Origin of the sequence: Haloarcula hispanica ATCC 33960, assembly GCF_000223905.1 — an archaeon.
Taxonomy (GTDB): Archaea; Halobacteriota; Halobacteria; order Halobacteriales; family Haloarculaceae; genus Haloarcula; species Haloarcula hispanica.
Genome location: NC_015943.1, coordinates 201,335 through 220,071, shown reverse-complemented (window position 1 = coordinate 220,071; position 18,737 = coordinate 201,335). Strand labels below are relative to the sequence as shown.

14 protein-coding genes and 3 pseudogenes are annotated in these 18,737 nt (G+C 55.8%); 10 read left to right on the top strand and 7 right to left on the bottom strand.

Going from position 1 to position 18,737, the window contains the following annotated elements; genetic code table 11:
* The first annotated feature begins 57 nt into the window (after positions 1-57).
* On the top strand, positions 58-609 hold the full coding sequence (locus HAH_RS16210; RefSeq protein ID WP_014030783.1) for a diadenylate cyclase: 552 nt from the start codon (positions 58-60) through the stop codon (positions 607-609).
* Between the two features lie 168 nt (positions 610-777).
* Here the strand turns inward: HAH_RS16210 and HAH_RS16205 are convergent.
* Together HAH_RS16205 and HAH_RS16200 are read right to left on the bottom strand one after the other, a co-directional pair.
* Positions 778-1,368, bottom strand: a pseudogene (locus HAH_RS16205) (cation:proton antiporter); the annotation flags it as partial.
* A gap of 615 nt (positions 1,369-1,983) precedes the next feature.
* A pseudogene (locus tag HAH_RS16200) lies at positions 1,984-2,433 on the bottom strand (TrkA C-terminal domain-containing protein); the annotation flags it as partial.
* A gap of 223 nt (positions 2,434-2,656) precedes the next feature.
* Between HAH_RS16200 and HAH_RS16195 the strand changes: the two are divergent.
* The 8 genes from HAH_RS16195 (at position 2,657) to HAH_RS16155 (ending at position 11,156) form a co-directional block, all read left to right on the top strand.
* Complete coding sequence (locus HAH_RS16195) at positions 2,657-4,189, top strand: TrkH family potassium uptake protein (RefSeq protein ID WP_014030780.1); 1,533 nt, start codon at positions 2,657-2,659, stop codon at positions 4,187-4,189.
* Between the two features lie 837 nt (positions 4,190-5,026).
* On the top strand, positions 5,027-5,458 hold the full coding sequence (locus tag HAH_RS16185; RefSeq protein WP_014030778.1) for a universal stress protein: 432 nt from the start codon (positions 5,027-5,029) through the stop codon (positions 5,456-5,458).
* Positions 5,455-7,692, top strand: coding sequence for an amino acid permease (locus tag HAH_RS16180; RefSeq protein WP_014030777.1), 2,238 nt, complete (start codon positions 5,455-5,457; stop codon positions 7,690-7,692). The genes HAH_RS16185 and HAH_RS16180 overlap by 4 nt, the downstream gene beginning before the upstream one ends.
* Before the next feature lie 849 nt (positions 7,693-8,541).
* Positions 8,542-9,411 carry a ParA family protein gene (locus tag HAH_RS16170; protein ID WP_004966493.1) on the top strand — a complete coding sequence of 290 codons (870 nt, stop codon included), beginning with the start codon at positions 8,542-8,544 and terminating at the stop codon, positions 9,409-9,411.
* On the top strand, positions 9,408-9,788 hold the full coding sequence (locus HAH_RS16165) for a hypothetical protein (RefSeq protein WP_004966492.1): 381 nt from the start codon (positions 9,408-9,410) through the stop codon (positions 9,786-9,788). Before HAH_RS16170 ends, HAH_RS16165 begins: the two co-directional genes overlap by 4 nt.
* A 49-nt stretch (positions 9,789-9,837) precedes the next feature.
* Entirely contained in the window at positions 9,838-10,038 is a 201-nt protein-coding gene (locus HAH_RS19740; protein WP_144443782.1) for a hypothetical protein, read from the top strand.
* Positions 10,002-10,274 carry a hypothetical protein gene (locus HAH_RS20420; RefSeq protein ID WP_014030776.1) on the top strand — a complete coding sequence of 91 codons (273 nt, stop codon included), beginning with the start codon at positions 10,002-10,004 and terminating at the stop codon, positions 10,272-10,274. The genes HAH_RS19740 and HAH_RS20420 overlap by 37 nt, the downstream gene beginning before the upstream one ends.
* A gap of 57 nt (positions 10,275-10,331) precedes the next feature.
* On the top strand, positions 10,332-11,156 hold the full coding sequence (locus HAH_RS16155; RefSeq protein WP_014030775.1) for a hypothetical protein: 825 nt from the start codon (positions 10,332-10,334) through the stop codon (positions 11,154-11,156).
* 251 nt (positions 11,157-11,407) lie between these two features.
* On the opposite strand, the gene HAH_RS16150 is transcribed toward HAH_RS16155, so the two are convergent.
* The 5 genes from HAH_RS16150 to HAH_RS16130 all read right to left on the bottom strand — a co-directional run bounded on the left by HAH_RS16150 (position 11,408) and on the right by HAH_RS16130 (position 17,804).
* Positions 11,408-13,714 (bottom strand): pentapeptide repeat-containing protein, encoded by a 2,307-nt coding sequence (locus HAH_RS16150; RefSeq protein WP_014030774.1) that lies wholly within the window; start codon positions 13,712-13,714, stop codon positions 11,408-11,410.
* 76 nt (positions 13,715-13,790) lie between these two features.
* Positions 13,791-14,732, bottom strand: coding sequence for a hypothetical protein (locus HAH_RS16145; protein WP_004966854.1), 942 nt, complete (start codon positions 14,730-14,732; stop codon positions 13,791-13,793).
* A gap of 16 nt (positions 14,733-14,748) precedes the next feature.
* A complete protein-coding gene (locus HAH_RS16140) occupies positions 14,749-15,228 on the bottom strand; it encodes a DUF2617 family protein (RefSeq protein WP_014030773.1) in 480 nt (159 codons plus the stop codon).
* Positions 15,228-17,021 carry a spermidine synthase gene (locus HAH_RS16135; RefSeq protein WP_014030772.1) on the bottom strand — a complete coding sequence of 598 codons (1,794 nt, stop codon included), beginning with the start codon at positions 17,019-17,021 and terminating at the stop codon, positions 15,228-15,230. Before HAH_RS16135 ends, HAH_RS16140 begins: the two co-directional genes overlap by 1 nt.
* A gap of 42 nt (positions 17,022-17,063) precedes the next feature.
* The gene (locus HAH_RS16130) at positions 17,064-17,804 is read right to left on the bottom strand and encodes a hypothetical protein (protein WP_014030771.1); all 741 of its coding nucleotides are present in this window, start codon (positions 17,802-17,804) and stop codon (positions 17,064-17,066) included.
* Positions 17,805-18,123: 319 nt separating this feature from the next.
* Here HAH_RS16130 and HAH_RS19620 point away from each other — a divergent pair.
* Positions 18,124-18,222, top strand: a pseudogene (locus HAH_RS19620) (IS1595 family transposase); the annotation flags it as partial.
* Positions 18,223-18,737: the final 515 nt, after the last annotated feature.

The window sequence follows — 18,737 nt, the reverse complement described above, 5'->3', positions numbered from 1 at the left end:
ATCCGTAACCGACCGGTCTTATTACAGTAGACAAGTGAATGTAGGATACGGATTCTCATGACGGACCCGGATCCACTACGAGTCGAATACACGACAGTGAGAGAGCTGATTGATTTTCTCATGTATACGGTCGAGAGCATCAGCCTTGGCTTCGATCGGTGGGAGGAAGAGCACATCCGCGGCCCTGGATTGTATTTCGTTATCGTGACTGGGGTCCACTCCGGGGCATATGCTGACTCATTAGGCGAGAATATGTGGCCGACCGAAACCTGTCAGGTCGTGTCGGAAGATCTTGATAGACTCGTCGAGGCGGCACGCACGGTTGGGTTCACACGTGATGGTGCTGTTATCATCAGCACGGACGGCACCATCCAAGAGCAGATGGTCCGAATCAAAAGCCAAAGTGACGCCGACGAAGACACACCGCTTGATTATGCCGACTGGATGGGAACAAAGCATCTGAGCGCCATTGAGGTCTCGGTTCGTTCAGAGGTCGTTGCAGCTATCACACTCAGCGAAGAAGACGGACGGATGTCGCTTTTCCAAGATGGCAGTTACGAGGATTACAAGCGCCACGAATTAGGTGGTGTGTGGCGTCCATCAGACTAATCAAATCGTCTTTGTCCCCGCTCACAAGTCGATTCCAATTTCACTACCCCATAAAAAAGGCAGTTAGCTACCTCTACGACGGATACATATCGTCGGACGGTATATCGGAGACCAGAATTGCTTCGATCCCTCAGCGAGTATTTCCGTCGGTTGCGGTTGCTCGTGTGGAACCAGCAAAAGGAGGATGACACCCAGTGCGACTCCGATCGACTGGACAGCCGCCCCGATATCACCGCCCCCAAGCAGCAGTGCCGAGGCGATCATGAGGTACACCGCGATGACGAGGTCCTCGTAGACGAGCGTCCCCAGCATCGGTTCGGCCTCATCGTTGGCGATCCACCCGATGTCGATGAGGGATTTCATAATGATGGCCGACGAGGAGATGTAGACGATTCCCGCCACCAGAAACGCCGGCAGGAACGCCCGAAAGAGGACGAACCCGAGCACCAGCCCGCCCCCGAAGTTGACGACGAGGTCGACCGTCCCGGCTTTGCCGATGCGGCTCCGGTTGGCGAGCAGGCGATTGAGGTTGAACTCAAGCCCAAGGAAGAACAGCAGGAACACGATACCGAGTTTTGCTCCCAATTCGACGAACTCGGTCGCGTCAAGCGCGTAAGGACCGAGTCGCCTGGCAACATTTGGACCGAGAAGGATGCCAGCGCCGATATAGAACGGGACGACCGACTGCCGGAGCTGGCTGGCGATGCTACCGACGAGTGCAACCGCGGCAAATAACACTCCGAGTTCGAAAAGCGCCACTTCACTGACCACACCACATCACCTCCAGTTCGTTCGCCATGGAGTCACTCTGAGTTAGCGGCGGCGTTGGAGAGGAACGAGTCGAACTTCTGCAGATCCTCCTGGGAGCCTAATAAAAACGAGCGAGTATCCAGTGAAAATCAGACTATTCGCTCCGTCGGTGTCGTCAAATCGACCCCTGTCGATGGCACTAAAAACTAGGAGAACGGTAGTGGGCAATCATTATTTTTGACTTATTTGCTTTCCACAGTTTGGACAATACCTGACAGAGGACAACACAGGATGGAGAAATTTCACTTCGAATTCGTAGTCACAGTGTGGACAGGTATTATCGGGCGGTTCACGCATCCAAATTCGGAGATTGGGCTCTGGTTCCTTCTTTTGAATCCTCCCAGCCATGGTGAGACTTCGAAGGATCGACCACATGTTACCGAGAGATGTACCGATGCGGTCTGCCAACTCTCGGGTAGTATAGGGTACGAACGGTTCCATTTCCTCGTAGACCGTTTCATCTGAGATCTGTCCAGAATCGTGGTTGTCCGATGGGGGATCAGTGGGCATTTGATAGCAGTACACTCCGGACCGTTGTAAACGCCTATATTCACAGTGACTCCCTCAGATGGCGTTCATGACTTCTGAGAGGATATGGGTACTAACAAAGAGCACGACGTGGTCGCCAGGCTTGATAATGGTCTCACCCCGAGGGACAATGAACTCACGGCCACGGGTGACTGCGCCAATCACAACTTCGGATGGAAGGTCAGTGATGCTTTCGTTGATCGGACGGTCCGCGAGAACACTCTCCTCAGTGACTTCGATCTCGATAACCTCTGCTTGACGATTCTCAACTAAAGAGAGATTCTCGATCTGTCCTTCTTGAGTGAAGCGGATAATTTCCTCGGCAGTAACTTCCCGCGGGTTGACTGCGACGTCAACGCCCACCGCCTCAAACAACGGGGCGTACTCCCCGTCTTCAACGATTGCAACCGTCCGCTGGACGCCAACATCCTTGGCCAGCAAGGAAACGAGAAGGTTCTTTTCGTCGCTATCTGTCGCTGTGATGAGTGTCCCCACCTGGCCAGCGCCGACAATCACTACTTGCATTGGCTTCCGGGAACCGTTCATGCTCTGATTAATAGACGACACCCACTAATGGTCGTTCTGCATATCCCAGTTTGATGACGTATACTATATGGGGCTCTCGGCAGCATCGGGAGACGTGAAGACTTTTTATACTCCTCTCAACATGGTGATGACGGGAAGTTAAACGGAGAGAGTTGATTCTACTATGAGAAGCTACGTCGACTGGCGATCTGGGTTTAGCTTCGTTGGGACAATCCTGCGGAAACTATCTATGGCCCCGCTCGTTCCGGCTCTGGTTGCAGTGTATTACGGTGAGAATATACTCCCGTTTATTGTCACCACAGTAGCTATGTTTGGAGCTGGTTTCGTACTCGAACAACTTCGTGATGACCGGGAACTCGGCAAGCGTGAGGCGTTCCTAATGGTGAGTGCTACATGGCTAATTGTTCCTATTTTTGGTGCCATTCCGTATCTTATCGCTGGTCAGGGGACAATCGCACAACCCGTGAATGCCCTGTTCGAAAGCATGAGCGGATTTACGACGACCGGGTCAACTGTTCTGGCAGAAATCTCTTTTGAACAGCACTCCCACTCGATTTTGTTATGGCGACAACTCACACAGTGGATTGGGGGAATGGGGATTATCGTTCTCATGGTCGCAATTCTCTCTGAACTGTCTGTCGCTGGAGCACAAATCATCAACGAGGAAGCACCCGGTTTTTCACTTGAGAAGTTAACGCCACAGATTCAGGAAACTGCACGAGCACTGTGGAAGATCTATCTCGGATTCACTGTTGCCGCCGCTCTCGTTTATTATGCTTTGCACTTCGCCGGGGTCGCTCCAAACATGGGTGCTTACAATGCCGTTGCACACGCTCTTACGACAATGCCGACAGGTGGTTTTTCGCCCGAAGCACGGAGTGTCGAAGCCTTCGCTCCCATCGTCCAGTGGGCAGTGATGCCGTTCATGATCGTTGCCGGAACCAATTTCGCGTTATTGTGGTACCTCTTCAACGGTGAACCGAGACAACTAACGAAGAATCCAGAGTTCCGAACGTATCTCCTCGCTGTAGCTGCCATTGGCTCGCTCTTATCTGTCCTCTTAGTAACTGGATTAGGGATAGCGGAGATTCCGACCAATATCGGTCAGCTTTCCGGGGATCTGGAAAATTCGCTACGCCAGGGACTCTTTCAGACAATCGCGATCATCACGACCACGGGGTATGCCAGTATGGATTTCAATACATGGGGAGAGTCAGCTCAACTGGTTCTTCTGTTCGCCATGTTTCTCGGCGGGTCAGCTGGCTCAGCAGCGGGGTCTGTCAAAATCATTCGCTGGTATATTGTCTCCCGAGCGATGGGTCGACAGTTGTTCACGACAATACATCCGTCGGCTATTCGACCAATTCGTCTGAACGACGATACAGTCAACGAAGAGACTGTTCGAGACATATTTGTCTTTATATTCACATTCGTCTCGATATTCGTGTTTTCAACCGTGTTAATCTATTTAGACGCACTCCGTATCGGCCTCGATATCTCCGCACTCGAAGCAATCAGTGCCACGATTGCCACACTCGGGAACATCGGTCCGGGTGTGGGTATCGTCGGCCCAATGGACAACTTCCGGCCGTTCTCTGCGCCGGCCAAGCTCTATATGGTGGTTCTAATGTGGATCGGGAGACTTGAGATTATATCCGTGCTGGTAGTCTTCACGCCGAGCTTCTGGCAGCGATAGGAGTGAACCGCCTCGGGGTCAAGCTCCGAGGCACTCAGCCTGTCCCGCCTGTAGAGCACTCTGGATTACCGTATTACTCTCTTTGACTTCAAAATTCGCTGACCGATTTTCGAACGAGTATAGAAACTGTGCTCTCTGTAGATACATCCTATCTCCAGAAAGCGTCGTTGAGACAGAATCCGCTACCGATAGGCCCAGTATGAAACAAACGATAGGAAATGAGAGTTCACATAAGGATCAAAAAAATTGAATCGCCTGCGGGAGGGTAACTCGAAGTACTGCCCCGCTGCACCCGAGACTAATGAAACCAAACAGGATAGCAAGCTGTGATTTATCATCCTCTATCCCGACCAACATCTGGTACAAAACGAACGATCCGGAACTCTGTAGCATAAATAGTCCCATCAGTGCCCCACCACTTACAAAAAATGGGTCTGCTTCGAGTGAAAAGACTGGATACGATAGAGCAGGCCATCCGAGCAAAATTGCAGATATACCTGTAATGACGTAGAGAAAGAACGGGGCCAATACTACAAGAGTGGCACGGACCCCCATAGCTAAAGTGAATTTGAGAGACGCCTCCAGAAGAGTAGCTATCATGGCCATCCGTGATTGAGGCGAATCCAGCGTATCGGACACAGCTATCTCGTATCGGCGTTATGTGGGGAGAGCTTATCAAAATACTGTAACGACTGTATACCTATCGAAAAACATCAAACTGGTGAAATTTTTGCCTTGTAGTATTGAGTTGGCAGAGCCGCAATTCGTCATAGACTGGCCCCACACACTACGGAACTGGATACACACTCTTAACAGATAGTGGATGAACCTACCAGTATGAGCAGTGAGACCGACGACGAAGATATCCTTGCACACGTGCTTCTTCCCGTCGCTCACGAAGCCGACGCGTTAGCGACGGCAACCGCGCTTGAACCATACGGGCCAGCCAATGTGACCGCCCTTCACGTTGTAGAGAAAGGCGGTGGCGTTCCGGACAAGACGCCAGTCGAACAGTCCGAAGAACTGGCCGAGGAGGCGTACGCTGCCGTCCGGTCAGTGTTCCCCAATACCGGCGAACATACCGCATACGGTCGAGATGTCGTGGAGAAAATATTCGAGGCCGCTGACGAGGTCGACGCCAGTGCCATTGCCTACCGTTCCCGCGGCGGGAATCGCCTCATGCAGTTTCTGTCCGGCGACATTTCGGTGAAGCTGGTGACCCAGGCAAATCGCCCCGTCATCGCGCTCCCCCGAGAGGAAGAGTCATGAGCGAGGAAGACCTCGCCAAGGACCTCGGACCACTCGCGGCGCTGACCATCGGTGTCGGAACGATGATCGGTGCAGGCATCTTCGTTCTGCCGGGCGAGGCTATCCTCAAGGCTGGGTCGCTGGCGTCTGTGGCGTTCGTTTTGGGTGGCATCATCGCCATGTTCACGGCACTGTCTGCCAGCGAACTCGGCACTGCGATGCCCCGATCAGGTGGGGCCTACTACTACGTCAATCACGCGCTGGGGCCGATGTTCGGGTCGGTCGCTGGCTGGGCCAACTGGCTCGGACTGGCCTTCGCCAGTGCCTTCTACATGGTCGGGTTTGGCCGGTACATTGCCCGCATCTTCGGTCTCTCCGGTAGTGTCGGTGTCGGCCCGATATCGATCACCGTAGTGAAGATAATCGCGCTCGTCGGTGGCGCCTTCTTCGTCCTCATCAACTACGTCGGTGCGAAGGAGACCGGCCGGCTTCAGAACATAATCGTCGTCCTGCTGATTGGTATCCTCACGGTGTTTACGTTCCTCGGGACGCTCCGAGCCGAACCGTCGAACCTCCCGGCCGCGACGGACGTGGTCACCACCCTAGAGACGACGGGCCTCATCTTCGTCTCCTATCTCGGCTTCGTCCAGATTACGAGCGTCGCCGAGGAAATCAAAGACCCTGGCAAGAACCTCCCGCGAGCGGTCATCGGCAGCGTCGTCATCGTGACTGTCATCTATGCGCTTGTCTTGGTGATCATGAGCGCAGCCGTCCCACAGGGCTTCATCGCGGACATCATCAGCTCTGACGCCGAGAACCCCATCGCTGTCGTCGAGGTCGGGAGCTACATCCAGGGGGCCGCGATGGGTGGTGCACTCCTGTTCGGCGGCTTGCTCGCTACCGCTTCCAGTGCGAACGCCTCTATCCTCGCGTCCTCGCGTATCAACTTCGCCATGGGACGCGATCGGATCGTCACACCAGCTCTCAACGAGATACACCCGAAGTACGGAACGCCGTACAGAGCCATCGGTATCACTGGCGGTCTGATTCTCCTGTTTATCGTCATCGGGGACTTAACGCTGCTTTCGGGCGCTGCATCGGGACTCCATCTCATCATCTACGGGTTGCTGAACCTCGCACTCATCGTCATGCGGTACGTAAACCCCGAGGAGTACACGCCCGACTTCGTCGTCCCACTGTATCCCTTGATGCCAATTCTCGGTGTCGTGCTCTCCTTTGCGTTGCTGGTGTTTGTCGCCGGAGACGCCCTGTTGCTTTCGTTTGGTATCGCCGCCGCGGCGGTACTATGGTACGGACTCTATGCCCGCTCACGTACCGAAAAACAGGGGATCCTCTCGAAACACATCATTTCACGGTCCGAGAAGATGCCCGACGCGGCCGTCAACGCGGCGGCCGGCGTCCAACCCGATGGCGGACAGTACCGTGTGATGGTGCCCCTGGCCAATCCCGAACACGAGAAGGACCTCATCACACTCGCCAGCGCTGTCGCCAAACAGCGCGGCGGGAGTGTAATTGCCACCCACATCGTCACGGTGCCTGACCAGACGGCGCTCTCGGCCGCTGCCGAGCGGTCCGACGAGATAGACAAGAGCTCACAGCACCTGCTTGATAGCGCCCGTGAGGACGCTGAAACCTTCGGCGTCGATGTCGAGACACATACTATCCTTTCGCACAAATCCTACGAAGCCATCTTCGATGCCGCCCGCACACACACCGCCGACCTCGTCGTGATGGGATGGGGCCCGGACTCACACGGTTCACCAGGGCGGGCCGAATCGGCTATGGACGAACTCACCGAGGCGGTCCCCTGTGACTTCCTCGTCCTCCGTGACCGCGGGTTCGACCCCTCGCGTATCCTCCTTCCCACAGCTGGCGGCCCAGACTCTGAGCTGTCAGCCAACATTGCGAAGCTGCTCCAGTCCGAATACAACTCCGAGGTGACGCTGCTCAACGTCAACGACGACCGCGGGGCAGGCGAGCAGTTCCTCCAGGATTGGGCGGCCGACCAGGGATTAGAGGACGCCGAACTCCTCGTCAAATCCGGTGACGTCGAAACAGCTATTATGAATGCCGCTGATGACGCGACACTCCTGCTCCTTGGCGCGACTGAGGAAGGGTTACTTCGCCGACTCGTCTCCAGGTCGCTCGTGTTAGACGTTGTTGACGACGTGGAGTGTTCGGTACTGCTGGCGGAGAAACACCGTGACCGAGGCCTGATTGAGCGACTGTTCTGAATGGGGGACCTCCCCACATTATCCGTTCGGTTGTGCTAAAACTCGTTGAAATAGCGATTCGAAGACGTATGCATTGAGAGCGCCAGTCTCAACTAGCAGCCCCAAATTCTGACCTCTAAGAAACAATATATTAGCATAGATCGTGCAGGAGACCAAGATGGACGTCTGATGCGTGAGAATTTAGCCGTCTCAGCGGTTACAGTGGGCTGAGAATGAAGCAAGGTTGGTTCATGATAGGTTATATTTTAATACCTGCGAAGAAATAACAAATATGTGACTGATAGTTTTGATAAGCTAGGGGGCGAATATCTGCGTATCAAGTTGGCCCTTGTAGTGTGGGCATTTGTTACAGTTGCTGCTACCCTGATAGTGGAGATGTTCATCAAGAATGTATTTGATTTAGTTCTATCTCTGATAGTAGGAATTATATTCGCGTTCGTCACATACCGAGGAATTTAGATTTTCTTGACTTCCGATCTGACCTTCCCAAAGTGATCAACTTCATGATCGCACATTTATCCAGCTTGGTGACCTTCCGAACTGTTGAGAGGACTTCTTTGGTTTTCTCGTGAAGCGGTTCGAATGCTCTTGCACAGGTCGCGGCTGTGTGGGTCATCGTGACAGCTGATGACCCACACGCCACTCAGCCATTCATGGAAATTGACGGTTACAACAGTGCGTTCGTTCAGTTATCCGTCGAATCACACGCATTAGGAGCGTCATTCTGGACTACATATATGGGTCTTAGACAAGCATCTTAGATAACTGTCTTAGCTAACTGTCTTAGCTAAGACTCTTAGATTAGTTGTCTGACGAAGTTACTTATCTTAGAGGGACACAGAAGAACATATGCTGAGCTACACAGTGTACTCTGAAGCGGGGGGCGTCGGCAAGACATCGCTGACCGCGAACCTCGCCGTCGCACACGCCCGGGCCGGTCTCGATGTCCTGACCATCCCACTCGATCCACAGGATGGTGACCTCTCCAGACTGCTGGGCGTCGACGACGACCGCGCCGACAGTAGCGCCGACAACCTCGTCCGGCATATGGTAAACAGCCCCCGAGGACCGTTCGAGGATCTCATTTGTACCGCCGACGGCGTTGACGTGGTCCCAGAGCACAATATGCTTTCGGACCTCTCGGACCACCTATCCCGTGAGCAAGACAAAGCTGAGGATCTCGGCGACGCGTACAACATCTACGCGCAGTTGCAGCGTGTACTTCGTGACGCCGGCGTTGCCGACAAGTACGACATCCTCATCTGTGACCCACCGGCAACTGAGTCGGACCACCTCTACAACGCAATCTACGCGACGCGGAATCTCGTCATCCCCGTCGAACCTTCCTGGAAGGGGCAGGCCAGTGTCGAGGGGCTTGCCGAGCTCGCTAGTAACTTCGCTGACCAGCTCAATATCGATGTCGGCGTCCTCGGCGCCGTCCCGAACGGTGTCAAAAACACGAGCGACCAGCGCGAGATGCTCGATGACATCGAGTTCGCCACGCCAGAGACAATCGGCGACAGGACATCGCTCATGGAAGGCTGCTGGAAGCAGCAGTGCTCTGCATTCCGATATGTCCAAGAGCATCGCGACCGCCGCCGCGACTACGAGGTCGAGACGCTTGCTCAGTTTGACCGTCTCGCCCGGTTCTTTGAGGCCGAAGCCGGCGTCGATGCACCGAGTCCGCCCGAGCCCGGCGCACTGGAGGAAACAGCATGACGGGCTTCAAGAGCGGTGCGAGTAATGACGACCCGCTCGGCAACGATGATGATAGCGACGGAGACGACAACGATACGCCGGCGATGACCGACGCGGAGATATCTATAGAGTCAGACACCGATGTCACGGAAGAGCCGTCTACGTCAAGCCTGCCGTGGATCTACGCGCGCAATGGAATTACCGATGGCCGCGCACGGACCGTGCAGCTCCACCTGCAGCAATCGACTCTCGATAAGGAGCAAGCCGCGCTGCGAGACGTCGATATCACTGAATCAGTTAATAAAGCCGACCTCCGCGAAGCAGCGTATTTAGTGGGTCTTGCCAATTTAGACGCCGTCGCCGGCCAGTTACGGGAGTGGGGCTACGACGCAGAGTAACCAAGGGATATCTTGGAAAAATATACACCGGTCTCTCAGTTGCGGCAGTATGTACAGGACGATCAAAGCCGGCGCTGGCTTCGTGTTCGTTGGGACAATCGGCGTAATTGTCGAACAGACAATTTTGAGCACCAGTATCGAAGTTACCTCCGGACCGTTTTCAGGCGCAATCAGGGCCGTGGCGGCGCTGCCACAACTGAGTATCGTCGCCGGGTGTGCAGTTATACTGGCCTCTGTTTTGACAGATTGATTTATCAGAACCGGAAGCTCCTACTCTGGCAGCTCGCAGCAGACGGACGCTCGTTCTGTGGTATCCAGTTTATCGCTCGGGAGCGCGACTTGCAGGACGCTTCTATCGACGAGCAAGTCCAAGCCTTCGTCGACGATATGCTCTCTGACGGAAAGGTCCGGCCAGAGTACGACACGATGGCGGACTGGGAAGCCCTGGAAGCGAACCACGGCGACACCGCCGACCAGTACCTCTAGATCGGACTCCGCCGCAGGGCGATTTTGTGTCGCCTCCATGGCTGGAGGCTTTCCAGTATGTTGCCGACAACCGAACCACCGTTTGACCCGATCTTCGTCGATGAACCACTGCTTATCCCAAACTACAAAGAGACGATCATCAGCAAAGTCGGCTTGCCATTCTACGCCGACGTTGAGCGCCCCAATGAAGCGCCCGCTGACGAGCGCGAGCGAACCATCGACCTTGCGGAGCGAATCCTGCGCGCCGGCGGCGTCCGAACCGGCTTCGGACACCACGAGGAAGTCCGAACCTCAATGGAGTCGTGGGCTCCCGATGCCGACGAGGAATGCGACGCTGACCCCGGCTACTGGCGGTCGTCAGTTCTCTTGATGGCTCCCCAAGAGATGAACTTCGGACAGCTGGACGGCGAACCCGAGCAGAAGCACAAGAAGGCCAAGACCGTGCTTGCGTGGGCCGCCGACTGTATCGACAGCGACGTCCTTCAGGAGATCGAGCGGTCCCAAGCCGAGGACATCAAGCAAGCGTGGCGCGACGCCGCAGAAGCCGAGCTGACTCAGCGCGAAATCGAGCAGTTCGCCGAGGACCCGCCGGAAGCGCTCGATGGGTGGACGAGACTTGACGCCAACCACGACGCTGTCAAGGTCGCATACGTCGCTGACAACCACGGGACGCCATCGGTCGCGGCCGTCTTTGAAGACGCTGACAGCGAGTTGGAGGCGCTTGAGTTTACGCTGGAAGAGTGGCAAGAGAACGACGGCAATCCTCGTGAGGCCCGGCTGAACCGGTACTGCGTCACCACTGACGGCGACGGGGCCTACGCCCAACTTCGGTCGCATCTGCTGACATTCGAGGTCGAGCCGATGGAGCCACTCGAAGTGTAGGCCATTCCTGCGCTGAGCATGGTCACATCCCAGGTTCACCACACCGTGTGTCGAGTGTAAATACTACTGTAGTCTAGTGGTTTTCACCGGAAGCGGTGGTGTGTATGCACGCGTGAGCAGTAGTGGTTTGATGATGGCAGTGCTGGATCAAATATGTTGTTCAGTGTCAATTAACGGATTGTACCTTGGCGGGGTCGGTTTTCGGTAGCTTCAGTGCTCGGTGGACGCGTTCAACTACCTTTCTGGCGTGGCTAACTCCCACCAAGCACCCGCTTGAACAGGGTAAACGTGAGCAACGTGAACAGGAGTCCATTGAGCATCCCCTGACTCGCCGCGAGGAGCTTCGCTCCCCACCCGATAGGACCGATTCCGCCGTAGCCGATGGTAGAAAAGGAAATGTATGAGTAGTAGATGCCATTTCCTACTACTGCCAGCTGGTCCTCGGCATTCCAGACAACGCCTGCCCCAGTCTCCAAGGGGCCTCCGAAGACATACAAAATACCGTATACGAGTGGAAGAAGAAACGTAAGCGCAGCAATCCGCGGGAGTCGATTCCCGTAGCCACAAGTAAACTGCATCACACGGTTCAGGACGACACTAGCCCCCTTCTTTGCCTTCGTCGTTGCGTCCAGCGAGTATTCGTCTCTGATGAGACTGAGATTTTTTCGCCGGTTGTAGTGGAACCGCTTGTATTCGAACTCGCGACTCGCGGGCGTATCGCCGACGTCGTTGGCACTCGTCATTGCTTTCCGGTAGGTCTCTTCAATCACCTCGGGAGTCATTTCCACGCTGAAATCGCCGGTCGCGTTGTTCCCACTGAACTCGTGTAGAACCCAGTCGTTCCGCTCTAAGTACGAGTGGTGATCCGAGAAGTCGAAATGGTCGAAGTCAGTACGGCAGAACCGAAACTGATCAAGCAGTTCACCGGACCCGTTCTCGCTTCCCAACTGGACGTTTCCGACCGTGGCCTCGGTGAAGTCGAATGGAATATTGGAATCGCCGGGTTCGACGATTTGGCCGCCACTAATACTCGCTCTGACGAAATTCATATAGATATCATCGTCAAGCGCGTGGAGACGGATATGCACCTCACCAGTAACGGTCGCGCCGGTGAAATCAACCTCGACCGCGAACCTAGTATCCCATAGAGACAGGTTCGTGAACGTAGCCTCCCGAAACGTAGCGTTGGTCTCGAAGACCGCCTCCTCGAATGTAGCGTTATCTTCGAGCGATTTTGCTTCCCCCTCAAAGAGCGCACCCACGAAGCTGGCTTCGGACTTGAACGTCGCTCTCTTGAAGCTCACGTCCTCGTGAAACCGCACTTCATCGAAGGTCGCAGGCCCACCAAATGTCGCGTTCACGAAATCCGCGTCGCCGTAAAACTCCGTTTCGAAGGCACTAACAGAGCCCTCGAAGGTGGCGTCGTGGGCATGTACAGGATCGCTGAACACCGCCCGGTCGAGACAGAGGTCGCCGAGCACATGCATATCATGGCAGTCGACCCGGGCTTCGAACTCCGCACGGTCGAGGTTGAGCCGCCCATCGAAGGTGGTTTCGCTGAAATCAGCGTACCGGAACCGGGCTAGCTTGAAATCAGCATCTCCACGGAAATGCGCATTGTCGAATGCGATATCATCTTCAACGGTACGGGCGCCGCCATTGAACTCGGTTCCCCGGAAGTTGGCACGTCCATCGACAGTAACGTCGGTAAACGTAGCGTCTTCGTTGAACGTGGCCTCATTGAACGTTGCTGACCGGCGGAACTCTGTAGTCGCGAATGTGGTGTCATCGCCGAATATCGCGTGGGTAAACGTCGCATCATCGTCGAATTGCGTGTCGGCAAACGTCGCACACTCAACCGCTGCGCGATTGAACAATGCGGCTGACTCGAAGTGAGCGCCAGCAAAGGAGATATGATCGTCTAACTCGTGGCTGGAGCCACGTGCGGTGATGTTCCGAAATGAGGTCTCCCCGGTAAATGATGCGTCTCGGAAGCTCGTATCCTCGTCGAAGGTCGCTTCATCGCAGTCGACACGACCGTGAAACTGTGCCTGAGAAAAGCGGACATCTTCGTGGAACGTCGTCTCATTCGCCGAGAATTCGTCGGTGATCGTGACTGCTGTCGCCTCAAGAATACCCGATAGGATGGCATCGTCGAGCTTGAGACTGCCAATGGTCGCCTCCCGGAGATTGATTCCTTGCGCAATGTGGCCGTGGGTGACGTCTAGTGCCGCGATATCGGCATGTTGAAAATTGAGCAGATGGTTTGTCGCCCCGTCGATTTGCTGATATGTGAGCGACATTGTGGGAAGGTCGGCCCCGACGTACTCGTTACTTCGCGGGTCCTGGGATGTGAGGTTCTCACGGAGTGTCTGCACGATATCGTCGTCGGTCACATCGAGTGACCGGCGCTCGGCACGCGACATATGGAAGATGCAGTTGTCGCTCTCTGCGTGAGACTCGTGTGGGCACTCCCATGTTGTCTCGATATACGCGTCTGTCTCGTTTGACGGGTCAAAGCGATACGAACATGTCTCGGCGTCGGGGACTGAGCTCATACGTCGCTAGGGGAGAGTGAACTGGGCATTGGAGCAGCTATTCAGTAGCGTGATTGTTTATTTGGAGCATAGTCGTTCAAAAAATCTCACGCCGTTCCTCCGGAGTGAGCGATGTATCCGGGGCGGAGTGTGCGCAGTGTTCGCACTCGTAGCTGCCGCCCCCTTCTTCGTACGTAATGATTGGTGTCCCCAGTATGAAGAACGCCTCCTTTTGTTGGCGTTCGATGATCGCATCAGCGGCTTCACCACACCCTCGACACCAGTCCTCATCCTCGGCAACCGACTGATAAGTCACCTTCGCGCGGCCGAACGTGACCGCGCTGTACGCTTCGTCTTCGGTCGTCTCAATGAGATCGTCGGCCGGAAACGGCTGCACGTCGATCGTATTGTCGAACCCGGTTTCGACGGCCGTGTCGACGTCGATGTAGGGACCCAGGTCGACTCGATTGTCCCGACCGACAATATGGACCTCGACAGAGGCATCGCCGCGAACAATGAGTTCGTTGTTCGTCCCAATGAGATAGCAGCTGACACTGCCTGTCGCGCCTGTCACGTTAACGGTGGACTGACAGCCTGAGAGAACGACCCCAGTGTTGGGATCCGTTACCTCTCGCTGTTGTTGCCAGCCACTTACCGTGACGTCGTAGGTTGCGGGGTCACGAGACGGCGCATCGCTTGTGCCGGCGTCAAAGACCTGTTCGGGGCCACGCGCTGAGAGTGCCCCATCGACAGCGCCGTGGGCGATGAACACGTCTTCGGCTGTGCCAACCGCGAGGTCACCATGGACGCCATCCGGTTCCGTGTAGCCATCCTCCAGCGTACCGGTGATATCAGTCACCGGGTCAGCCACGTCAGCAGCCGGTGTGATTGGCACGCCGGTGAAGACGTACTCGACGTTCCGCAAGTCGAGATCGCCGTCAATCGAGTCGGGCTGTACATACATGTCTTCCAGTCCGGACATCCGAACCGGTGTCTCTATGCCGCCGTTGAGAGTCACGTCGCCTGTGTACTCGCTCATGGTGTGAATCGGTCCGTTAGATGCTAGTCGGGGCCCAGTACTGCGCGATGCTTGTGGTGGTAACCACCAGCAAGTCGTGCTCTGGGTAGGTGTGGTACGTCTCGAACGTCCTGTCGTCGGTCGTGATCGCCGTATAGGCACGTGGCCCGAACTCGTAGCAAAGGTCGTAGTCCGCTTCCGGGTCAAATTCCGATAGTGGGAGAGTCATTGCCATGCTAGACACACCGTGTGGACTCGCAAGTGAGTCCGTACAGCCCTGTTCGAGCGGAATTACCTCGGTATCCCGTTCGGAGATGGGTTTGCACGAGCAAATTTCATGGAACCCGAGCGAGTCGGCAGTAACGGCGTGTGAGTTGCCGATGACGCGGAAGGTAGCTGTCTCCCCACAGAAGGGGAGCGTCTGCGCTTGCTTTACATCCATCGCGTTGAACGACGGCGGCACATCAGGATGTGCCAGATAGAGTTCAGTCGTGGTCTGGTGTGTTGTGTCGCCCATTATTTAATGAGGATATCGTAGTTTGGATGGAACACGCTATTCGGCCGGACACCGGCGTATCTCGGCGTGTCTACCCACTCAACCGCTTGGTAGCGGTGCTGATAGCGGTTCATGTATGCTGTGCCGTTATGTGGCGAAAGCGAATCGCGCGGTGCCGGTGCGAGCAGTGTGAACCGCTCGACGCGCTCTGTCTCGCCATCTGCGTCAATATCTTCCCATGCGAAATACGGTGCTGCACTCGTCAGGCCGGCTTTGTGAACCGTGTTGTAGTACGCGGTTCTGTGCTGGGCGTAGCTGTACCGTGAATACGTCCACGTCGCGATCACGCCGTCTGCTGTAAGATGCTGGCGCAGCTGACTGTAAAACTCCACAGAGTATAGCGGGAGCTGGTCGTCGTCGGTCGCCCCAGGGATGTCCAGCAAGATTACGTCATAGCGCTGCTCGGACTGCTCGAGGTACTGGAACGCGTCTTGCACGCGCGTCGATTTGTTTTCGTATCGGTAGGCTCCATCGTGGTACTGCGCAAGGAACGGATCGGTCTTCGCCCGCTGCATGAACTCGCCGTCGATATCGACGTGGTCGACACTAACCCCGTGGCGTTGCAGTCGGTCCATCGCCGCCCAATCGCCCCCACCGATGAGGAGAACCTTCGTGTCAGTACTATTTTCGAACATCGACAGCGGGACGTCGACGAGCCCTTGATGATAGCTGTCTGCCCACGACTCACAGAGTTGGACAGCGGAATCCAATCTGAGACAGTGTTCCGTGGTGGCACCGAAGTACGGGTTGTCGCCGCTGCCGGTCCACGTTCGGTTGTACTCCGTGACGCGTTGGTACCTCGTCGTCCACGTGTCTGTGACAGCAACGTCCATCGCCCCCGGAGCGTACTCCAACTCAAATTCTCGTTCGAAGTAGTACTCAGAGACGTCCTCGCCAACCGGGCCCGCGTTGACAGCCGCGGCACCCGTGCTTGCTGTGACGAGCAGGCAGACTGCGAACAGCGCCTTCCCCGTTGATCCTACTGGCTGTGGGAGTCGGCTTCGAAGCGTTGGTCTGTGTGTGTTCGCCGTCGTGCTCGCGAAGATTAGCGCAGCGACGCCGTTCAGGAACGCAAGGACGAACACCGACGGTATGAGTCCAACTGCCGGATAGAGGAAGAACACGTAGACAAGTGAGCCGACTAACCCGCCAAGGTAGTCAAAGCCCAATACTGCTGCATAGGCACTTGTTTCATCGGCTGGGTCGCTCGGCTTGCCCTCTCGCCGCTTGATGCTAAAAGCGGCGCCCAACACCACTCCAAAGGCCCGATTCAGATGGCTGGTGAGTCGCCGAACCCCGCGGGCGATACTGGAGGGGGGCCGCGCCGTATCCCGAACGGATTCCGATAGTGTGGTCAACAGCGGTAACTCGAACCCTGAGAGGAACCCGATTGTGACAATCGGGAGCCGGGCAATCGCGCCGACTAGTGGCGCGTATGCAGCGGGGTATCTGAGCGTTCCGAGCAGGATGACGAGGAGGAACCCAAGCGGTGCAACGACGGCGAGGTACGTTTCGACACGGAAGAAATTCGACTCGGGGTCTGTCTCCAATCGGCCTGAGAGGAACGATCCTAGCCCCAGCGACGAAAAGAACAATCCGATGGTGAGGCCGTACTGAGTGACGCTTCCGCCGAAGACAACTGTGTAGAGCTCGGCAAAGACGAGTTCGTACGCAAAGCTACACAGCGCAACGATAAACGTGAGCGCGTGCAGCAGCGGGACGCTGTGGCGCGGATGGTGCGGTCGTGGTGTCATTGGGGACTCAGGGCGACGAACGGCGGACGGGCGAGCTGCGGGTCAAATTCGGGGTGAAACCTTCCACTTCTGGGCTATGCTGTAGGTATCATTGTCGTCCTTGACGAGGACATCGACGGCCTCCCAGCCGAGATTAGTGCCGTCGGCTGCGGTAGTGTGTGTGCCGACTCGGTACCAGCCTGCGTTCGTGACGTCGATACTAACTGTATCGTCGGGATTTTGCCACGTCTCATCCCACGAAACTGGCCCTGGCGCAGGCAGCTCCTCGTCGGTGTCGCTTACTGGGCCGATGCGGGCAATGCCCACCTCGGAGATTTCGGTTTCGGCCCGGCGCACCTCGTCATCGTGGTCATCGTACCACGTCCCAACGTAGGCGCCACCGTGGTACTTGGCACGGCCTCGTCCAGTACGAGGCGCATCAGAATAGGAGGAGCCTCGGCCACGACCAACAGCACCGCGGCCACCGCCACCACCGCCTTTCTGTGCTTGGGCCGCTCCAACGGGACTCAGCGAGCCGATGACCGACAGTCCACTCGGTGAATCCTTGGCGTTGCTGTCGAGTGACTGCGCGTTCTGTCCATTTATTGGGACGCCGTCTCGTCTGGTGGCTACCCACGGGTCGTCAACGAGCTCAGCCAGCAGTTGGGCGCTATCGATTGTAACTGTGCTGAGGACTCGGGACCGGCGTGGTGGCGGGCTCTCTGAGCTACTACAGCCAGAGAGTCCGACCAGACCGGCTGTCGGAAGGAGGGCTGCGCCATGGAGGAATCTACGTCGGTCCACAGTGGGCCTTTGTCGGTGCGTATAAAGAGTTTTTTGTTCAGAAGCGTGTTTCCTGCAAGGATACTCTTCCGCGCATGAAACTAGTGAATAGAGACGAATCCCCGAGCCGTCGGCTCTCGTGGCGAAACTGTGAGACGACGTGGCGTCGCGGGACGCAGTACTTTCACGGACTCATTCGACCTGGGAGCAACAAATCCATCCCAGGAATCGCAAGCATGGTTGGTATGAAATAAGAGAACCTTGAACGATTCGTCCGAGAGAGTGCTGGGAGTACGAAAACGTTGCGCAGCACCTTCGACAGACAGCGCCCGAGGCGGCTCTGTGCGACGCGTGGCTCTCGCCGCACCGAGGCGTCTCAAAAGATAAGTTCACGCCATATCTCAAAGCTTTCCGACTTCGCCGCCGAATCTTACGTTAACCTGGTCGAGAAGCTCTCAAAGAAATCGTCCGAACCGTTCTCTGACTCACCAGTAACGTGCTTCATATGAGCGTAGAGATTAAGTACAGCGAACCGTCACTATCGATTCCGTGCTAACTCGGATGAATCGGTCCGTTAGTAGAACTGCTCACTGAGAGCAAGTGGGGTTCAAGCTATACTGACCGTCAAGAGTAATTGTGGGAATTAATTTCTGCCGTCCTGCGATTTCGCTCACAATCTATCCGGATCCTAAGTATATACTACCAGTTGTTATTAGAGCAGATTGGGATTCTGTACCGTCAAAGCGTTCCTGGGAGCAGATATCCCGATTCGGCAATGTTCAACTGACGGGTAGCATAAGAGTGGACGGTAACTTCAGCGAATGAAGCCGGCAGGCGTCCCTGATAGGTATCCCAGCCGTTTCTCCGAGTGTGATGCAATCGAACCGCTCGCTGCTCGCACGACTCACGAACGAATATCCGGTTGTGTTGTTCTCCGCACTGGCAATCGGACTC